Annotated in this window: 19 protein-coding genes; 15 read left to right on the top strand and 4 right to left on the bottom strand. The window is 37.9% G+C overall.

The genetic code is table 11. From position 1 onward, the window contains the following. The first annotated feature begins 427 nt into the window (after positions 1–427). The 6 genes from FQ087_RS06820 to hslO all read left to right on the top strand — a co-directional run bounded on the left by FQ087_RS06820 (position 428) and on the right by hslO (position 4,913). Positions 428–1,072: an FMN-dependent NADH-azoreductase gene (locus FQ087_RS06820; RefSeq protein ID WP_149579737.1), complete on the top strand. Its 645-nt coding sequence runs from the start codon at positions 428–430 to the stop codon at positions 1,070–1,072. 260 nt (positions 1,073–1,332) lie between these two features. Next, positions 1,333–1,812 (top strand): RrF2 family transcriptional regulator, encoded by a 480-nt coding sequence (locus tag FQ087_RS06815; RefSeq protein WP_149579736.1) that lies wholly within the window; start codon positions 1,333–1,335, stop codon positions 1,810–1,812. A gap of 20 nt (positions 1,813–1,832) precedes the next feature. Further along, positions 1,833–2,780, top strand: coding sequence for an LLM class oxidoreductase (locus tag FQ087_RS06810; protein WP_149579735.1), 948 nt, complete (start codon positions 1,833–1,835; stop codon positions 2,778–2,780). Positions 2,781–2,796: 16 nt separating this feature from the next. Further along, positions 2,797–3,018 (top strand): DUF896 domain-containing protein, encoded by a 222-nt coding sequence (locus FQ087_RS06805; protein WP_149579734.1) that lies wholly within the window; start codon positions 2,797–2,799, stop codon positions 3,016–3,018. Then, entirely contained in the window at positions 3,015–4,007 is a 993-nt protein-coding gene (locus FQ087_RS06800; protein ID WP_149579733.1) for an MsnO8 family LLM class oxidoreductase, read from the top strand. Before FQ087_RS06805 ends, FQ087_RS06800 begins: the two co-directional genes overlap by 4 nt. Positions 4,008–4,034: 27 nt before the next feature. Beyond that, positions 4,035–4,913 carry an Hsp33 family molecular chaperone HslO gene (gene hslO / locus FQ087_RS06795; RefSeq protein ID WP_149579732.1) on the top strand — a complete coding sequence of 293 codons (879 nt, stop codon included), beginning with the start codon at positions 4,035–4,037 and terminating at the stop codon, positions 4,911–4,913. Between the two features lie 87 nt (positions 4,914–5,000). Here the strand turns inward: hslO and FQ087_RS06790 are convergent, their stop codons facing one another. Then, a complete protein-coding gene (locus FQ087_RS06790; protein WP_149579731.1) occupies positions 5,001–6,260 on the bottom strand; it encodes a TolB domain-containing protein in 1,260 nt (419 codons plus the stop codon). A gap of 305 nt (positions 6,261–6,565) precedes the next feature. Between FQ087_RS06790 and FQ087_RS22725 the strand changes: the two genes are divergently transcribed. Together FQ087_RS22725 and FQ087_RS06780 are read left to right on the top strand one after the other, a co-directional pair. Further along, positions 6,566–6,724: a hypothetical protein gene (locus FQ087_RS22725; protein ID WP_149580785.1), complete on the top strand. Its 159-nt coding sequence runs from the start codon at positions 6,566–6,568 to the stop codon at positions 6,722–6,724. Positions 6,725–6,836: 112 nt separating this feature from the next. Further along, the gene (locus FQ087_RS06780; RefSeq protein ID WP_149579730.1) at positions 6,837–7,181 is read left to right on the top strand and encodes a DoxX family protein; all 345 of its coding nucleotides are present in this window, start codon (positions 6,837–6,839) and stop codon (positions 7,179–7,181) included. Positions 7,182–7,338: 157 nt separating this feature from the next. Here the strand turns inward: FQ087_RS06780 and guaC are convergent, their stop codons facing one another. Beyond that, positions 7,339–8,322, bottom strand: coding sequence for a GMP reductase (gene guaC, locus FQ087_RS06775; RefSeq protein ID WP_149579729.1), 984 nt, complete (start codon positions 8,320–8,322; stop codon positions 7,339–7,341). A gap of 480 nt (positions 8,323–8,802) precedes the next feature. On the opposite strand from guaC, the gene psiE reads away from it, so the two are divergent. Then, positions 8,803–9,249 (top strand): phosphate-starvation-inducible protein PsiE, encoded by a 447-nt coding sequence (gene psiE, locus FQ087_RS06770; RefSeq protein ID WP_188006660.1) that lies wholly within the window; start codon positions 8,803–8,805, stop codon positions 9,247–9,249. A gap of 155 nt (positions 9,250–9,404) precedes the next feature. On the opposite strand, the gene glnA is transcribed toward psiE, so the two are convergent. Both glnA and FQ087_RS06760 read right to left on the bottom strand, forming a co-directional pair. Then, positions 9,405–10,739 carry a type I glutamate--ammonia ligase gene (gene glnA, locus FQ087_RS06765; protein WP_149579727.1) on the bottom strand — a complete coding sequence of 445 codons (1,335 nt, stop codon included), beginning with the start codon at positions 10,737–10,739 and terminating at the stop codon, positions 9,405–9,407. A gap of 372 nt (positions 10,740–11,111) precedes the next feature. Then, complete coding sequence (locus tag FQ087_RS06760) at positions 11,112–11,408, bottom strand: DUF3817 domain-containing protein (RefSeq protein ID WP_149579726.1); 297 nt, start codon at positions 11,406–11,408, stop codon at positions 11,112–11,114. A gap of 495 nt (positions 11,409–11,903) precedes the next feature. Here FQ087_RS06760 and FQ087_RS06755 point away from each other — a divergent pair, with 495 nt between their 5' ends. From FQ087_RS06755 to FQ087_RS06730, 6 genes are all read left to right on the top strand, one after another. Continuing rightward, a complete protein-coding gene (locus FQ087_RS06755) occupies positions 11,904–12,512 on the top strand; it encodes a protein kinase family protein (protein ID WP_149579725.1) in 609 nt (202 codons plus the stop codon). Between the two features lie 370 nt (positions 12,513–12,882). Further along, the gene (locus FQ087_RS06750; protein ID WP_149579724.1) at positions 12,883–13,086 is read left to right on the top strand and encodes a hypothetical protein; all 204 of its coding nucleotides are present in this window, start codon (positions 12,883–12,885) and stop codon (positions 13,084–13,086) included. A gap of 302 nt (positions 13,087–13,388) precedes the next feature. Continuing rightward, positions 13,389–14,495, top strand: a complete 1,107-nt coding sequence (locus tag FQ087_RS06745; RefSeq protein ID WP_188006659.1) for a nitric oxide synthase oxygenase — start codon at positions 13,389–13,391, stop codon at positions 14,493–14,495. Positions 14,496–14,894: 399 nt separating this feature from the next. Next, positions 14,895–15,518, top strand: coding sequence for an FMN-binding negative transcriptional regulator (locus FQ087_RS06740; RefSeq protein WP_149579723.1), 624 nt, complete (start codon positions 14,895–14,897; stop codon positions 15,516–15,518). A gap of 312 nt (positions 15,519–15,830) precedes the next feature. After that, positions 15,831–16,178: an ArsR/SmtB family transcription factor gene (locus tag FQ087_RS06735; RefSeq protein ID WP_149579722.1), complete on the top strand. Its 348-nt coding sequence runs from the start codon at positions 15,831–15,833 to the stop codon at positions 16,176–16,178. Positions 16,179–16,193: 15 nt separating this feature from the next. Continuing rightward, complete coding sequence (locus FQ087_RS06730) at positions 16,194–17,492, top strand: arsenic transporter (protein WP_149579721.1); 1,299 nt, start codon at positions 16,194–16,196, stop codon at positions 17,490–17,492. Positions 17,493–17,501 lie beyond the last annotated feature (9 nt).

Genomic DNA, 17,501 nt, shown 5'->3' with positions numbered 1-17,501 from the left:
TCAGATTGAAATACTGTAACTGAAACAAATATTTTACTAATCGTTTCTTCCGAAAGTTCATCATGCAACTGAATTTCAATAAAAATCTTTGTCATGAGGTTTTTCGTTAATACGGCATCTAATAATTGATATTTATCTGTGATACGAGCATAGAAAGTAGTCCGATTGACAGTTGCGGTATCAGTAATGTCCTTTGTATTTCAAAAGTCCACGCCAAGTCGACTAAACCTACTTAAGTCATGATTGAAGTACGTATCAACGTGATTATCATCGACTTTCTAGCTATGATGATCGCACAATTGGGGAGTTAAAAAAACCTCAGAGTTAAATTGCTTGATTTCAAGCTAATTTGTATGCTAGAATAAATTTTGGTCAGCCGTGGTAAACGAATGGCCTAGAATAGAAAACAACTTGGAGGAAAGACATAATGAATATTTTAGTAGTGAAAGCAAATAACCGCCCAGCTTCAGAAGCAATTTCAAGCAAAATGTACGAAACGTTTATGGAAAACGTACAAGATACAAAGGGTTTGAACGTTTCGACGTTTGACGTATTTTCTGAAGATATGCCTTACTTCGGTCAAGACTTGTTCAACGCATTTGGAAAAATGCAAAACGGTGAAGAGCTATCTGACCTTGAGCAACGTCTTGTTGCGGCTAAACAAAAAGCGATGGACGCTTTAACAGCAGCTGATGTAGTTGTTTTCGCATTCCCATTGTGGAACCTAACAATTCCAGCACCACTTCAAACATTTGTTGATTATGTATATCAAGCAGGGTATGCATTTAAATATAGTGAAGAAGGTCAAATGATCAGCTTAATGCCAGAGAAAAAAGCAATCATCCTCAATGCACGTGGTGGTGTGTACTCAACACCTGAAACTGCACCAATGGAAATGTCAGCTACTTATATGCGTAACGTATTTGGTGGCGTATTCGGTATGTCCGTTGAAGAAGTAATCATTGAAGGTCATAATGCAATGCCAGATCAAGCAGAACAAATCATCGCACAAGGCCTTGAAAAAGTGGCTGAAGTTGCAAAAGCATTGACTGCTCAACCGGCTACTGTCTAAGACTACAAGTAAATAAGTTCAGAAACTCCCTTCGTGAATCAGCGAAGGGAGTTTTTTTGTGTATGTGCATGTAGAAATTAAAGAATTATAGATAGGTTGCATGATGATTCATTGGAATACTAAGGGGATTTTCTACCTGCATACAGATAAGACAAAAGATTTTACTTTTAGATATTGATAAGATAAACTAACCTGGATAATGATTATCCGGTTTCGGTGAAAAATGATGAAAAATATGTCTAAAAAAGGTGGTGGGTATTATGCAGATGAAAACCGGTGTTGAACAATCTGTCTACGCCATGCTATTACTGAATATGTTGCCAGATAGAGCTGTTTTACCAGGAGACGCAATTAGTCAACAGTTGGGAACCTCACCCACTTATTTTCAAAAACTGTTGAGAAAGTTAGTTAGCGCAGACCTGATTTCCTCAGTGGCAGGCGTAAAGGGCGGCTTTAAATTAAAGAAAAAACCTGAAGAGATTAGAGTGTATGATGTGTATCTCGCAATAGAAGGTCAACAATCGCTTTATTCTCCAAGTGGAATTCTCGACGACATGCTTGAACTAGAAAAAGAAGATGCGTGCTGTTTGTTGACCGATTTAATGGATGAAGCTGAATCCACTTGGAAAACTGTATTGAAGCGTGAAACCATTGCATCTCTAGATGAAGAAACAACTAATCGTTTCCCTGAAAAAGTGGAAGGCTTAAAGGAATGGATAAAAGACAGAATGGTTTTATAAGAAAATAGGAGAATAATTATATGGATAACTTTCATGCACATCATGGTTTTGCACAAACATTTAAAGAGAATAAATTAACGCTTGGGCTAGCATTTCCTTTGGAGTCTTACGAAGGAAGCTTCCCGAGGATGGATTTGGATGAACAAATGATACTAGCGAAAATGGCGGAAAATCTAGGGTTTGCCTCTTTGTTTGTTAGAGATTCTCCAATTTACGATTCGAACTTTGGTGATGTTGGTGCTGCTTATGACCCTTGGATATTACTGGCGTATGTATCAGCGCATACGAAAAGAATTGCGCTCGGAACTTCGAGTATTGTCACGACATTACGTCACCCACTTCACGTAGCAAAGTCAGCTTCGTCTCTAGACAAAATATCAAATCAACGCTTCTTACTTGGAACGGCGACTGGAGACCGTCCAATCGAATTTCCCGCATTTAAAGTGGATAGCGATGAAAATGCGGCGTTATTTAGGGAGTCAATAGTAGTCATGAAAAAAGTTTGGAAAGAATCTTTCCCGCAAATTCAGTCAGAGAGAGTCGAGATGCTTCAAGGTGATATAGTTCCAAAACCGATGTTATCCGATATTCCTGTTTTTGGAACGGGATATTCCGGTCAAACGATTGAGTGGCTAGCCAAGCATACAGATGGTTGGCTCTTTTATTCTCAAGGGGTGAATGAACAGCGCGAACTTGTGAGGAAATGGCGAGAAGCAGCTGGCGTATTTAAACCATTTGCTCAAGCTTTGGCAATTGACTTATCAGAGAATCCTAATGAAGCACCCAAACCGATACGTGGCGGCTTTAGAACAGGTTATACGTTTTTAATTGATTATTTACAAGCTTACCAAGATGCTGGAGTTAATCATGTAATGTTTGGTTTGAAGTACGGTACACGTCCGGCAGCAGAAGTGATTCAAGAATTAGGAGAATATGTGGTCCCTCATTTCCCTACAAATACATTATGAAAGAAGTGGAATATTGATGATTACAGGTCTAGATCGTATTAATGAATTAGCAAAAAAACAGCGTCAAGAGGGTTTGACAAATGCAGAAATGGTTGAACAAACTGTCTTGCAACAAGATTACTTACGTGAAATTCGCGGACAGGTTCTCAATACTGTCTCAGGAATAACCGTGCTGGATCCACTTGGTAATGATGTTACACCTGACAAAGTACAAGAGGAAAGGAAGTTAACAAAATGAGATTAAGTGTACTGGACCAAGCACCGGTTACGAAGGGAAATAGTGCGCCTGATGCTTTAAAAAAAGCTGAAGAGCTGGCTATAGTGGCAGACGAATTGGGCTATCATCGAATGTGGATGGCAGAGCATCACGGAACAAATACCTTTGCAAGTTCAGCTCCTGAAGTAACGGCGGCACATTTAGCTGCTAAAACTAAAGAAATTCGTATTGGTACTGGCGGTGCGATGATGATGCATTATTCTCCGTTAAAACTAGCTGAAGTATTTAAAACACTTAGCGCTTTCTCGCCTGGACGGATTGATTTTGGGGTGGGACGAGCTCCGGGAGGGGATAACGATTCCATTTATGCTTTATCTGAAGGGCGTCCTCCTATGGTGAATAATATGTATGAAAAATTCGATATTGCACTACAATTGATCAACGATGAAGTGCCAGGAGATAAACTATACAATAAAACGATTGCAACGCCATCTCACGTTGTTTTGCCTGAAGCTTGGCTATTGGGCTCAAGTGGGAATAGTGCTATTCAAGCAGGGCGTAGGGGCGTTGGCTATTCTTTTGCGCAGTTTTTTAACGGTCAGTTGTCCAAATCGATTTTAGATGCTTATAAGAATAACTTTCAACCTTCAGTATTTATGGAGAAGCCAGAAATCAATGTTTCCTATATGGTGACAACAGCTGAAACAGCCGAAGAAGCTGAGTTTGAGGCCGGTCCTCAAGATATTTGGCGTTTACTGTTTATGAAAGGTAAAATCGGGCAAGTATTGACTCCTGAGGAAGCGCGTGATTATCCACTGACGGAAATGGATCGCATGATGATTAAAGACAGTCGTAAAATCCACTTAGTGGGATCCTCAAAAGAAATTGCAACGCGATTACTACAAGAGCAACAGCAATATGGATTCGATGAAGCGATGATTTGCAGTATTCCCCATTCGCAAGAGAAACGTTTGAATGTCTATCGTTTATTGGCAAAGGAACTTTTATAACTGTGAAAGAAGAAAGGAAAGTTTGAAGTGAAGGATTATGTAGTAAAGGCAACTGCTTACAATAATCAAGTACGTGCTTATGCAGTGAGAACAACAGAAAGTGTTGGCGAAGCACAACGTCGTCATAAGACTTTGCCAACTGCTTCGGCTGCACTTGGACGTTCTATGACAGCCAGCGTAATACTTGGTGCAATGCTCAAAGGTGAAGAAAAAATCACGGTCAAAATAGATGGTGGTGGTCCAATTGGAACCATTCTGGTAGATGCAAATACCAAAGGGGAAGTCAGAGGCTACGTCACAAATCCTCAAACTCATTTTGAGTTGAATGAACTAGGTCAATTAGATGTGAAAAGAGCTGTTGGAACGGATGGCATGCTTACTGTTTCAAAAGATATCGGATTACAGCAACCATTTGTTGGGTATGTTCCCCTTGTATCGGGTGAGCTAGTTGAAGATTTTACGTCCTATATTGTTAATTCAGAGCAAGTAGCTTCCTCTGTAGGAATGGATGTTTTGGTGAATCCTGATCATACAATTCAAGCCGCAGGGGGATTCATCATTCAACTTATGCCTAGTACAGATGAGGAGACAGTCCATGCGTTAGAAGAACGTTTGAAAGGCATGACTCCTATATCTTCGATGGTTGAGCAAGGTTTGATGCCGGAACAGATACTTGAACAGCTCCTGGGTACTGGAAATGTGAAGTTTCTAGAGAAAATAGCTGTTCATTTCCAATGTCAATGCTCCAGGGAGAGAATTTCCAATGCCATCTTCAGTTTAGGAAGTGAAGAGATTCAAGATATGATTCAGTCAGACGGGCAAGCTGATGCACACTGCCATCTGTGTAATGAACACTACCATTTCACTAAAGAGGATTTAATAGAATTACTGGAAGCCGCGAATTAATTTTTTCACTAGATTGTTCCAAACACAAATAAGCCAATCCACTAGAGGGATGGCTTATTTGTGTTTCCTTTCACATACTACGCCCAATCATTGTGAAGGGAAAAAGTCATACATCCCTAACCAGATATCACGGATCCATACTTTTGCATGGTCACCATTTGGATCAGCCGACCATAAATCACCTTTTGAAGATACTAAATCATTTTTTCTTGTCCAAGTAATTTTTTGGATGGAAGGTAAAAAAATGGGCGTAAAATCTCCTTGGTCTTTTGGAGGCCTAGTTATTTGTATTTGTTTTGGGTCGGTTAGTGATACTAGATATAACGCCGGATTAGGGCGCTTGTTAGCATCATTGGACCATTCGGTTTCCTGTACCCTGGAAACGATTAGTGAAGCATCATTTACCCACGAAAATCCCATTTCCGCATAGTTTTTTGGCGTAAGCGTTACTGTTTGATCGGCAGGGAGTTCGGTTACTTTTAGCTCCTTATTTTTAAAACCAAAGACAATCCTTCCTCCGCCAGCAATATAACCGAGTAAGTTTTCGGTGAAAGCCCATTTCGGCTTGGATTCGTTATTGAGCTCATCAATTACTTCAAAGTTTTTGCCGTCTACGGAAATCACACTAAGCATATCGCTGTCCATCGACCATGAAGCAGTAGGGGAGACGACAAAAGCTATCCATTGTTTGTTTGGTGAATACGTAAACGAACCCGCGTTGATCGAGATGATTTTTACGTCATCTTTTCCTATCTCTTTGGGTATGACAAATAATTTTTTGGCATTACTTGTTGAGAAATTGCTGTTTTGATAACCCTCAATAGAAATGGTGTAAAGAATTAGATGAGTCCATCCATCTGGGCGGAGAGAAGCACTTGATGACGCGATAAAACCTTTTCCGTCTGGCTGCCATGCATAATCGTCTACACCTAAAGCGATATTATAGAAGCGTTTCAAATCAGATATATTCAATACACCACTAGCACTAAAGGCAACAATGTTGTCTATTGGAGACCATTTCGGATTAGAGCCGTCATAAAAAATTTTGCGATGCTTTTTTGTTGCGACATCATAAATCCATAATTCATTTGAAGTGCCTGTCGTATCAATGATATTCCCTGCCACTTCTTTTTGATAAAGAAGCATTTTTCCATCGAAAGACCATTGGGGTGGATAATTATACGTCGCTTTTTCTTTCGTTATTTTCATTTCTTTGTCTTCGACCTTGAGCCATACATAGCCATCTCGAATAAAAGCAATTTTCACATCAGATGTGTTCGTTTGCGCATGGCTAAGGGACTGGGAAATAAAACAGAAGACCATCAGGGTTAGTAAGATCTTTTTCATAACTTCACCTCTTGCCATGTATGTTGTCCTGCAAACGTAAACCTAAGCATGTCTTATTTTTACTGTTTTGAGTACGAGAAAATACTTCGTCTGAATTGGTTGAAGGATGTAATTAGTTTGCGGTATTCAAATATTACATTCAAGAAAGTCTACATTTAAAAGCTCGACCAAGAAATTTGGGGATTCGTAATTCAACTTATGCCTAATACTCATGAGAAAACAGTCAAAGCGATTGAAGAAAGTTTGAAAGGAATGACTCCGGAACAGTTACTGGGTACTGCAAATGTGAAGTTTCTAGAGAAAATATTAACTGGTTCATACCATTTATAGCTAATCTAAGATTTATTGAATCAATATGTGAAAAATCATTAACGCGCATGAAATATTTCGGTAATATCTCATCTGTATCGGTTTCATTAGGATTACATCTGGGAGTAGAAGAAGGAAATCTGTTCTGCTATTGATTTATGTTTTAAAGGAGGACTTACACATTTAGGTTTTTTTATGGATAGCGTTGTAAATTAAGCATATATTGGTAAAATGCCGATTGCTGATAATACAAATGGAGGACGATAAATGACCATTTTAACTTCTATTATCCAAGGTTTACTCGCCGCTATGTTTTTAATGGCAGGTGTAGGCAAAACAATTGGTTCACAAATGCACAAAGTGAATTTTGACAAATGGAGATTACCACAATGGTTCCGTGTCGTAACCGGTCTTGTTGAATTAGTGGGAGCTATTTTACTCATCATTGGATTTTGGAATAGTACAAGTGGAATCACAGGGGCATTACTATTAGGGGTGACGGCAATTGGAGGAATCTTAACACATTTACGCGTGAAAGATAGTATAAAAGATACGGCAGCAATCATTGTTTTGGGCATTCTTACATTTACGCTGTTGTTCTTATTACTATAAAGCATTGGGGAAAATGACTCGAAATCAATTATTCTGCTCACTTATACATTTTTACCACAGGTTTATTATTCTCTATATTTGACATGCAATTAGAGCCCAGGAAAAAACCCAATCAGAAATACAATTTCTTGATTGGGTTTTTATTAGCTATAAATTTTCAGTACACTTTATCTCCATTAAAAATAGAGTTTTTCACAATGACATAATCCACGGTACGGATGGCATCTAGCTTGTTACCTCCAGCATAGGAAATGGATGATTGTAGGTCCTGTTGCATTTCGTTTAAAGTATCCATTAACGGACCCTTATATTCGACGTACATTTTTTTACCTTCGACGTTTTTCTTTTCACCCTTTTGGAATTCTGAGGCTGAGCCAAAGTATTCTTTGAAAAGTTGTCCGTCTTTTTCGATAGTTTGACCTGGAGATTCTTCGTGCCCAGCAAATAGGGAACCAATCATGACCATAGAAGCACCGAAACGTACCGATTTGGCAATGTCACCATGTGTACGTATTCCACCATCTGCGATAATAGGTTTTGTAGCTGCTCTTGCACACAAACGAACTGCAGCTAATTGCCAACCTCCTGTACCGAAGCCGGTTTTGATTTTTGTTATACATACTTTACCTGGTCCAATACCAACTTTTGTAGCATCTGCACCTGCATTTTCAAGTTCGCGAACGGCTTCTGGTGTGCCTACATTACCAGCTATGACAAAGCTTTTAGGTAGGTGCAGTTTAATATGTTGAATCATATTGATGACAGCATTGGAATGACCATGTGCAATATCGATAGTGATGAATTCAGGTGTAGTTTTGTCGGCAGCCAGTTGTGTAATAAGAGTATAGTCCTCGTCTTTAACACCAACGCTAATAGAAGCGATTAAGTTACGTGATTGCATATCTTTTACAAAGTCAGCTCTTTTTTCTGGATTAAAACGATGCATAATATAGAAGTAACCATTTTCAGCTAATTTGATGGCGACACTTTCATCAATAATCGTCTGCATATTTGCAGGTACTACTGGAATTTTAAATGTATGCTCACCAAGTATGACGGATGTGTCACACTCAGAACGGCTATTTACTATACACTTTGCAGGAATCAATTGAATATCCTCGTAATCAAATACATTTTCCATTGATAACACCTCGAAAACCGAATAATATTATTCGTTTAGTATGAAACGTTCGTACTTTATTAATTTACATTATTTCAGATGAGATGTCAAAACATCTTATTATTAAAAGTGGATTGTCCTATCAAATAGGGGCAAATGGCTGTTTCATTTATCCAATCTAGTTCAACAAAATACAGGAAGTCTTCTGCATTCGTTAAATCGTAGATGCTAGGCTCAAATAACTAATAATAGGTTTGAACGAATGGTACATTACAATTTATTATTTTATTATATTTTGCTATAATATGTGAGTGAAAGACAAACCATTCAATTCAAAAAGATATGTGGTTTATGTCCATATGCGGCTAATAAGTTCTAGCACAGCCATAAATTAAGAGGGAATTGTAAAAGGGGAAAAGTAGGCTTAAGAAACGTATAGTTTACTTGTCAATGATGCCAACCTATTTAGAATAGGAATTGTAGTACTGGAGGATGATATTTATGTCGAAATACAAAAAAGGGGACGCTTTTTTCTTGAAGATTATCCCTAAAACACTGCAAATCATCCTGAATATTTCCCTCGTTTTTCTAGCGGTTATTTTATCCTATTTATTGATGAAGGAGTTATTTGTTTTTGGTCATACATTAATTATTAATGAAAGCCACGACTATCAACTTTACTTGGCGAATATCCTCATTTATTTTTTATATTTCGAGTTTATCGCGATGATTATAAAGTATTTCAAAGAAGATTATCATTTCCCGTTAAGATATTTTCTTTATATCGGTATTACAGCGATGGTCAGATTGATTATTGTTGATCATGGTAATCCGGTAAATACATTGTTCTATTCACTTGTCATCCTGATTTTGATCATTGGGTATTTCATTATGAATATCACACCGCGCGAAAGACCGGATGGTAAGGGTTTATTTAAAAAACAATGATGAAAGCTTATCGCAATGTATCCAACTGTATTCGTTTGGGACGATTTTTCAATTTTTGATCATGAAATTCTTGAACTACAGTGTATGTTTTTGAAGTTGAAAAATAGTAAAGAGCTAGGTTCTGAGATATCTCGGAACCTAGCTCTTTGTCATTTTTAGTACATCTTCATATAGCGTTCAATTTCCCAAGGGTGTACATTAGTTCGGAAACTTTCCCATTCTCGCTTTTTCGCTTCCATGAAATTTGCGAAGATATGCTCGCCTAGAGCGTCCTGGATAATTGTATCTTCAGAGAGCGCTATGAGAGCGTGGTCGAGGTCAGTCGGTAACGTGTCAATACCCAACTCTTTTAGTTCGGACTGTTCCATTTCGTATATGTTGCGCTCGACGGGATTTGGTGGCTCGAGTTCGCGCTTAATACCGTCTAAGCCTGCTTTTAGTATAGCAGCTAACGCAAGATAGGGATTTGCTGCCGAATCAACAGAACGGACTTCAATCCGTGTACTGATGCCCCGAGATGCTGGAATCCGTATGAGAGGGCTACGGTTTTGCGCGGACCACGCTACGTAGCAGGGTGCTTCGTAACCCGGAACGAGCCGTTTGTATGAATTGACGGTTGGATTTGTCACTGCTGTAAAACCTCGTACATGTTCGAGGACACCAGCCATGAACTGATAGGCTGTTTTACTTAACTTCAATTCGCCTTGCTCGTCGACGAAAGCATTTTCACCGTCTTTGAATAGGGAAACGTTACAATGCATACCTGATCCGCTGACGCCGAAAAGGGGTTTTGGCATGAATGTTGCGTGCAAACCGTGTTTGCGTGCAATTGTTTTAACGACAAGTTTGAAGGTTTGAATATTGTCACAAGCGGTCAGTACATCCGCATATTTAAAGTCGATTTCGTGCTGTCCTGGTGCGCACTCGTGGTGAGATGCTTCAACCTCGAAGCCCATTTCTTCTAGTTCCAAGACGATATCACGTCGACAGTTTTCTCCTAGGTCCATTGGGGCAAGGTCGAAATAGCCGCCATTGTCGTTCAATTCCATTGTCGGTTGCATATTTTCATCAAGTTTAAATAAGAAAAATTCTGGTTCTGGTCCAAGATTAAAATCAGTGAACCCGAGCTCATTCATTTCTTTCAATACACGTTTTAAATTGCCGCGGGGATCGCCTGTAAATGGCAAACCATTAGCAAGTGAAACATCACAGATGAACCGTGCAACCCTTCCTTTACCTGAGGGCCACGGGAATACCATCCAAGTGTTAAGATCCGGTATAAGGTACATATCGGATTCCTCAATACGTACAAATCCTTCGATTGAAGATCCGTCGAACATCATCTTATTGTCAAGTGCTTTTTCGAGCTGACTGATGGGAATTTCCACGTTCTTGATCATTCCTAAAATATCGGTGAACTGAAGTCGAACGAAATTCACATGTTCTTCTGCTACAAATTTGCGAATATCCTCTTTTGTATAATTCCTCATCATGCCACTCTCCTTAAGTATCGTTAATTATGGATTCCTCCACAACATTTTTCTATAATAAAGCAAAAAGTTACCATTAACAAGAAATTTATTTTTATCTCTCTATGTATATTGAAGTTATGAATATATCTGGAAATTAAGCGAAGTCGCCTTATGGGGGTAGCTGAAGCCATCTCATAAGCGCCTTTTCGTAATTGAATGGAATCATTAACTCTAGCCATATACAAATTCATCTATTCTAAGTTCAAGATTTAGATAATGGTATTTAATGTATTTAACATTATCGAAAATGGAGCGGTTTCAAAAAAAGCGAAGTCTCCTTAATTTAAGGGCTTCGCTTTTTTTGACAGAACTTATTATTTTGTAGTTTTTTTAGTTCGTTTTCAAGTTCTTGAGTCGCCTGTCCAAAATGAAATTACCAAAGGGGATGAACGCTGAAAGTAGGGCGCCAATTGTAAATCTGAACGGCCATTTCACCGCTATCATCGTATATACAATAGCTACGATATAAACAAGAAATATATAGCCATGAAGTGTTCCTACGATTGTTACTGCATTCGGCATACCGAACCAATACTTTAAAGGCATCGCGATAAACAATAGCATTAGTAGAGAACTGCCTTCCAATATACCGATGAAACGAAAACGTCCTAAAGTATTTTTTAACATGAGTTCACTTCCTCATCTTACTATATTCCAACAATAACCTTACAATATGGAAATTACCATGTACAGCAAAGTTGCTTAGGAGAGAGAGAATGGTCTGGGGACAGTTGAAAATCAACGATTATTGACCACTAAGTCTGTAGCACTTATACTTAACATACAAAATGAGATGTTATCGTAAACAAGTTGTTGCTACCGTAACAAGGACTTTAACCATCTCGCATTACGTAAATCGGATTGTCCTAAATCCAGAACTCGATAAAATTAAGCCATAAACGTAAGTGTAAATCCTGGAAAAGTAGCGATAATTCTACTAACCTTAGGTACGACCAGCTCTAAATGAATTGAAAGCTGGAGTAGTTCAATTTAGTGCCAACGAATAATGTTAGCAAGAGTTTTCCAATTACTCGGTGACGTTTTTTACTATTTAGAGCCGTTTTGACCACATTTGGGTTATAGCACCTCTTTTTTATTTCTAATTAATTATGGAGGTTACTTTTGAACACTTTTCAAGAACTCGCGAAAACAGTTATCATTGGAAAGAAAAATCGACTTATTGGCTATGATGACTCTTTAATACTTGTTGGAACAGGGAGAAGTGCGTTTGTTTTTAGAGTTAAGACAACTACTAAAGCGATCAAAGTATTTTTCCCTGATTTCATCCACATCGCGAAAGAAGAAGCAGCTATTTATAATATTCTTCAGGATATTACTTATTACCCAGCTATTTATGATTCAGGATCGAATTATATTGTTATGGATTTTATTGATGGTCAAACTCTTTTTGAATGTTTGACTCAAGGAAAGCTTATTACGGCAGCTCATTTAAATGAGATAGATTATGCGTTATCATTAGCTTCAAATCTGGCATTAAATCCTTCTGATATTCACTTGCGCAACATTTTTATCACTTCAAATGATGAGATTATTATCATTGATGTCGCACGTTTCAGACAAACGAAAGACTGCAAGCAATGGGATAACCTGAAAATGGCTTATCACCAAGTTTACACGAGGTGGTACTTTGCGAAGAAGATGCCAGCTCCACTCTTAAATGTATTTGCGTTCTTATATAAAAAAGGACTGATACCGTTCTATAGGTCATAATTTATTCGTTTAACTTCACTTGTGATTTTTTTATACTGGAAGCGAAGTGATAGCTATAGAAGTCTCCCGCTTTTAAAAGAGTTGATTGATTAGAATGTAGACAATTCAGTGGGCTTCCAAACCCCTGATGAACTAAGGGATAAGTCAATCAGATTACGCCGGCGCGTATTTGATATCGATCCAATTAAATGCTTTATAGTTTGGGGAAGATCTTACTCGAATAGCAGGACTTTTAGGCATATGGATTGATAATCTAGACAGACTAAATGTTTTTTAAATTAATTATAGAAAATCCCCAGTAGTAGTCGAGTTTCGGTTATACTAAAGAGAAGCAATAGCAATCATTATTCGATATAAAGGAGGATTTCATATGACTGAAAATAATGGAACAAATGAACAAGAAGCACCAAAGAAAAAGATTAGCTTAAAAGAAGCGATTCAAAAACAGCTAGAAGCAAAGAAAAACCAATCAGCTGATAACAATGCAAAAGGTAATCCAGCACAGGCTGCTAAAAAAATGCGAAGCCAACAAGCAAAAAAAGTAAGCAGTGCCCGCAGAAAAATGGGCTCATAATGAAACAGCGCAAACTAATTTCACAATTGGTTTGCGTTTTTTTGTGGGAAGATAATGAATTAGAATAAAAGCTCATACGAATAATGATTGTTTTAGTGGGGATTTGTTGAAATGCTCATTCGCAATCCGTTTGGTACTGTATCAATTTGTAGTGCCAACAGAAAATGTCTATTTAATTTCGGTTTTATCTAATGCTTGACCTGTTATATTTTTTGAAATTCAAAGTTCGGAAAGCTGGTTAAATTGAATCGGAAACAGGCTTTGGTTGAATGATATACTGGCACTATTGGAGATGATGGATTTTGACTAACCAAACAGAAAAAAGTAAATTGCTTTTTGAAGCTGAGCAATTCATACATAAATGTTATACAGAACTAGGGATTCCAGTAGAGCAACAATTTAAGCGAGTAGAGGAAGTTCGAAGAGAAATAATTGAAACTGGAACGTACAGACATACTTTTCTAGAGCTTGAACACGGGGCTAGAATGGCTTGGCGTAATAATAATCGTTGTATTGGACGTTTATTTTGGGACAGGCTTCAAGTATTTGACGAAAGGGCAATGGAAACGGCTGAAGATGTAAGTAACGCATTATTGAACCATATTGACTTTGCGACAAACGATGGAAAAATCCGTTCAACGATTACTATATTCTCCCCAAGACAAGGCGGGGATGATCCGGTACGGATATGGAACCATCAGCTTATACGCTATGCAGGATATGAAGAGGGTGACCAGATTATAGGTGACTCCACATCAATTGAGTTTACGAAAATGTGCGGGAAATTAGGTTGGAAAGGGGAGAGAACCTCGTATGATATACTACCGCTTGTCATTCAATTGAAAGATGAATCACCCAAGTTTTTTGAAATACCAAGAGAGCTTGTAAAAGAAGTGACGATTACTCATCCGCAACTAGAGGTCTTTGATGAGTTGGATGTAAAGTGGTACGCCGTTCCAATTATTTCAGATATGCGGTTAGAGATTGGTGGGATTAACTATCCTACGGCTCCGTTTAACGGATGGTATATGGGCACCGAAATCGGTGCGAGAAATTTGGCAGATGAAGACCGTTATAATCTACTCCCGAAAGTTGCAGAGTTGCTAGGACTAGATACAAGTTCAAACCGGTCGCTGTGGAAGGATAAAGCACTAGTAGAACTTAATATCGCGGTGTTGAATTCGTATCAAAAAGCCGGTGTTACGCTTGTCGACCATCATACTGCTGCCAAACAATTTAAAAATTTCGAGAAAAATGAGTGTGCAGTAGGCAGAGCTATTACAGGGAATTGGACATGGCTTATTTCGCCACTTTCACCAGCAACGACTCATGTCTTTCATAAACCTTATAAGAATGACATCGTTAAACCTAATTATTTTCATCAGAAAAATCCAGATGAAAGTAGATAGATTATTGTTCTTCTGGAGAATTACGGGAGTTAGACAAATATTAAAATGTGGATGTTATATATTCAACTAAACGGTTGAATAAGATTTGGAGATAAATTACACTTTACTACATGGTTAACCATAATGAGGATAATTTAAATGACATTTTTCATGCTTCATATGATGGCTTTGGAAAAATGGAAGAACCCACATTTGTCGCTTAAATACCGAAGCGTTATGTCAATCTTTTGCTAACATACAATGGTCATAAAAATGACAACACAGCAATGGCAGTAGAATTATTTGCACTTATTAATGTAAAACTTGATGATTACGAATCAGAGAAGACGTAATGATGATTTTAATATTCAATTAATAGTTCGGTATCTACTAATTTAGTAATCAAAAAGGAGCCTATTCATGTATATTCCTAAGTATTTTAAAATCACAGACGTAGATGAAATTAGAGAATTTGTTCAAAAGAATTCATTTGGAACTATTGTTACAACGAGAAAAAGTAAACCAATTGCTAGTCATTTACCTTTGGCGTTATCTAAAATAGGAGATGATTATTATATTACCGGACACATGGCTTATGGGAATCCACAATGGAGAACATTCGAAAGCTGTGATGATGTACTAGTTATGTTCCAGGGGCCACATGCTTATATTTCTTCCTCTTGGTACGGGCATGAAAATGTTCCAACTTGGAATTATCAAGCTGTGCATGTATATGGCAAAGCTAGCATTTTGGATGAGGAGGAGTTAAAACAAGACCTTATAGTGATGCTACAAAAATACGAGAAACATCGTAAGAATCCGGTTCTATGGGACAATCTTTCTCCTCAGTTATTGGAAAAAGAACTAAAAGGGATTGTTGGATTTAAGATTAAAGTACAAGAAATTCAAGCTGCTTATAAATTAAGTCAGAATCGTAATGAGGAGGATTACCTTAATATTGTTGATAGACTGCATGGGGAAGAGGATCAAAGTTCCCAGCAAATGGCGAAAGTAATGAAAAAGAGAATAGAGAATAGAGAATAGAGAATAGAGAATAGAGAATTACGGGGATTTTGATTAACGTGTAGAGAACTCCGATATTGGTGTGGTAAAGTTCATTCAGAAAGCGTCAAATAATGCTAACTTGAAAAAAAGGGCATTATTTGACCTTTGTATAGTATGCTTTGCAAAATAGGAAGTACAAACAGTAAGCAGGAACTTTAAAATGGAATAATACTTTTTGGTATTGTCCTCATTAAATTTCTCATAGTACAGCCCATTTAAGTAAATACAGGAGAATATTTCGCTTGCGTATATAAGTATATTCTTATATGATGATTTCGGGAGGGATAGTAGATGAATGAAACAGTAACCGTTGATATTCAGCGAGCATCACAACTCTTAAAATTACTCGGAGACCCAACGCGTTTGACTATGATGCAGCTTCTCAAGTCACATGAATGCTGTGTATGTGAATTTGTTGAGATTTTTAATATGAGTCAGCCGGCTATCAGCCAGCACTTGCGTAAACTCAGAGATATCAAGGTAGTGAAAGAAGAGCGAAGAGGACAATGGATTTTCTTCTCGATTAATAAAAATCATGAAGACTATCCGTTTATTCAAAGCATTCTTGAACAGCTTCCCGAACAGAATGAGTCCATAGCTAAACTGGAAGCGCAAGGGCTTAGAGTTTGTTGTGAGTAGGGAGGGGAAAGAATATTGGCTTCAGTAATAACGGCATCATTAATATTCATCATTACACTTACTTTTGTTATTTGGCAGCCTAGAAATTTATCAATTGGATGGTCCGCCTGTATTGGAGCCATAATCGCTTTGTTAGTGGGCGTTGTTAATGTTCAGGATGTTATTGATGTAACTGGAATTGTATGGAATGCTACACTGGCTTTTATCGCCATCATAATTATCTCATTGATATTAGATGAAATCGGATTTTTCGAGTGGTCCGCCCTACATATGGCTAGATTAGCTAAAGGCAGCGGTATTCGCATGTTTGTTTATGTCAGCATTCTTGGAGCGATAGTTGCTGCTTTGTTCGCAAATGATGGAGCTGCCCTAATACTAACGCCAATTGTTTTAGCGATGGTTAGGAATTTGAACTTCAACGAAAAAATGATTTTCCCATTCATTATTGCCAGTGGTTTTATTGCAGATACAACATCGTTGCCACTTGTTGTGAGTAATTTAGTAAATATTGTTTCGGCAGATTTTTTCGGTATTGGCTTTGTCGAATATGCGTCTCGAATGATTGTACCTAATTTATTTTCTTTAGTTGCTAGTATTCTAGTGTTGTTGCTGTTCTTCCGTAAAAGTATCCCTAAAAATTATGTAGTAGCAGACTTAAAAGAACCAAAGGATGCTATAAAAGATATAAAGCTATTTCGAATAGCTTGGGTGATATTAAGCGTGTTACTCATTGGGTATTTCTCTAGTGAATTTACAGGGCTTCCTGTTTCTGTTATTGCTGGAATTACAGCGATATTCTTTATGATTATGGCACAAAGAAGTCCTGCTGTTCATACAAAGCAAGTGCTTAAAGGGGCACCTTGGGCAATCGTATTCTTCTCTATTGGTATGTACGTTGTAGTCTACGGATTGCGTAATGTCGGTCTAACGGGTGTATTGGCCGAGGTCATTCAGATGGCTGCCAACCAAGGACTCTTTGTAGCGACGATTTCGATGGGCTTTATTGCAGCGATATTATCATCCATTATGAATAATTTGCCTACTGTCATGATTAACGCGTTAGCGATATCTGAAACGACGACAACAGAGTCGATTCGCGAAGCTTTGATTTATGCAAATATCATCGGATCAGATTTAGGTCCCAAAATCACACCAATCGGCTCTTTGGCCACTTTATTATGGTTGCATGTGCTGTCTAAAAAAGGTGTGAGGATCTCTTGGGGTAGCTATTTTAAAATAGGTATAATTCTAACGATTCCTACACTCTTGATAACACTAATTGGACTATATGTATGGTTGTCATTCATCCAATAATAAAAAGGG

It is taken from the genome of Sporosarcina sp. ANT_H38, assembly GCF_008369195.1.
GTDB lineage: Bacteria > Bacillota > Bacilli > Bacillales_A > Planococcaceae > Sporosarcina.
The sequence above is the reverse complement of the archived record's forward strand: the minus strand, read 5'-3'. Positions and strand labels throughout refer to the sequence as shown.

Coding starts and splice junctions, on each gene's coding strand:
- FQ087_RS06820 (WP_149579737.1), top strand. CDS start 428: ATGAATATTTTAGTAGTGAAAGCAAATAACCGCCCAGCTTCAGAAGCA.
- FQ087_RS06815 (WP_149579736.1), top strand. CDS start 1,333: ATGCAGATGAAAACCGGTGTTGAACAATCTGTCTACGCCATGCTATTA.
- FQ087_RS06810 (WP_149579735.1), top strand. CDS start 1,833: ATGGATAACTTTCATGCACATCATGGTTTTGCACAAACATTTAAAGAG.
- FQ087_RS06805 (WP_149579734.1), top strand. CDS start 2,797: ATGATTACAGGTCTAGATCGTATTAATGAATTAGCAAAAAAACAGCGT.
- FQ087_RS06800 (WP_149579733.1), top strand. CDS start 3,015: ATGAGATTAAGTGTACTGGACCAAGCACCGGTTACGAAGGGAAATAGT.
- FQ087_RS06790 (WP_149579731.1), bottom strand. CDS start 6,260: ATGAAAAAGATCTTACTAACCCTGATGGTCTTCTGTTTTATTTCCCAG.
- FQ087_RS06780 (WP_149579730.1), top strand. CDS start 6,837: ATGACCATTTTAACTTCTATTATCCAAGGTTTACTCGCCGCTATGTTT.
- guaC (WP_149579729.1), bottom strand. CDS start 8,322: ATGGAAAATGTATTTGATTACGAGGATATTCAATTGATTCCTGCAAAG.
- psiE (WP_188006660.1), top strand. CDS start 8,803: ATGTCGAAATACAAAAAAGGGGACGCTTTTTTCTTGAAGATTATCCCT.
- glnA (WP_149579727.1), bottom strand. CDS start 10,739: ATGAGGAATTATACAAAAGAGGATATTCGCAAATTTGTAGCAGAAGAA.
- FQ087_RS06760 (WP_149579726.1), bottom strand. CDS start 11,408: ATGTTAAAAAATACTTTAGGACGTTTTCGTTTCATCGGTATATTGGAA.
- FQ087_RS06750 (WP_149579724.1), top strand. CDS start 12,883: ATGACTGAAAATAATGGAACAAATGAACAAGAAGCACCAAAGAAAAAG.
- FQ087_RS06740 (WP_149579723.1), top strand. CDS start 14,895: ATGTATATTCCTAAGTATTTTAAAATCACAGACGTAGATGAAATTAGA.
- FQ087_RS06735 (WP_149579722.1), top strand. CDS start 15,831: ATGAATGAAACAGTAACCGTTGATATTCAGCGAGCATCACAACTCTTA.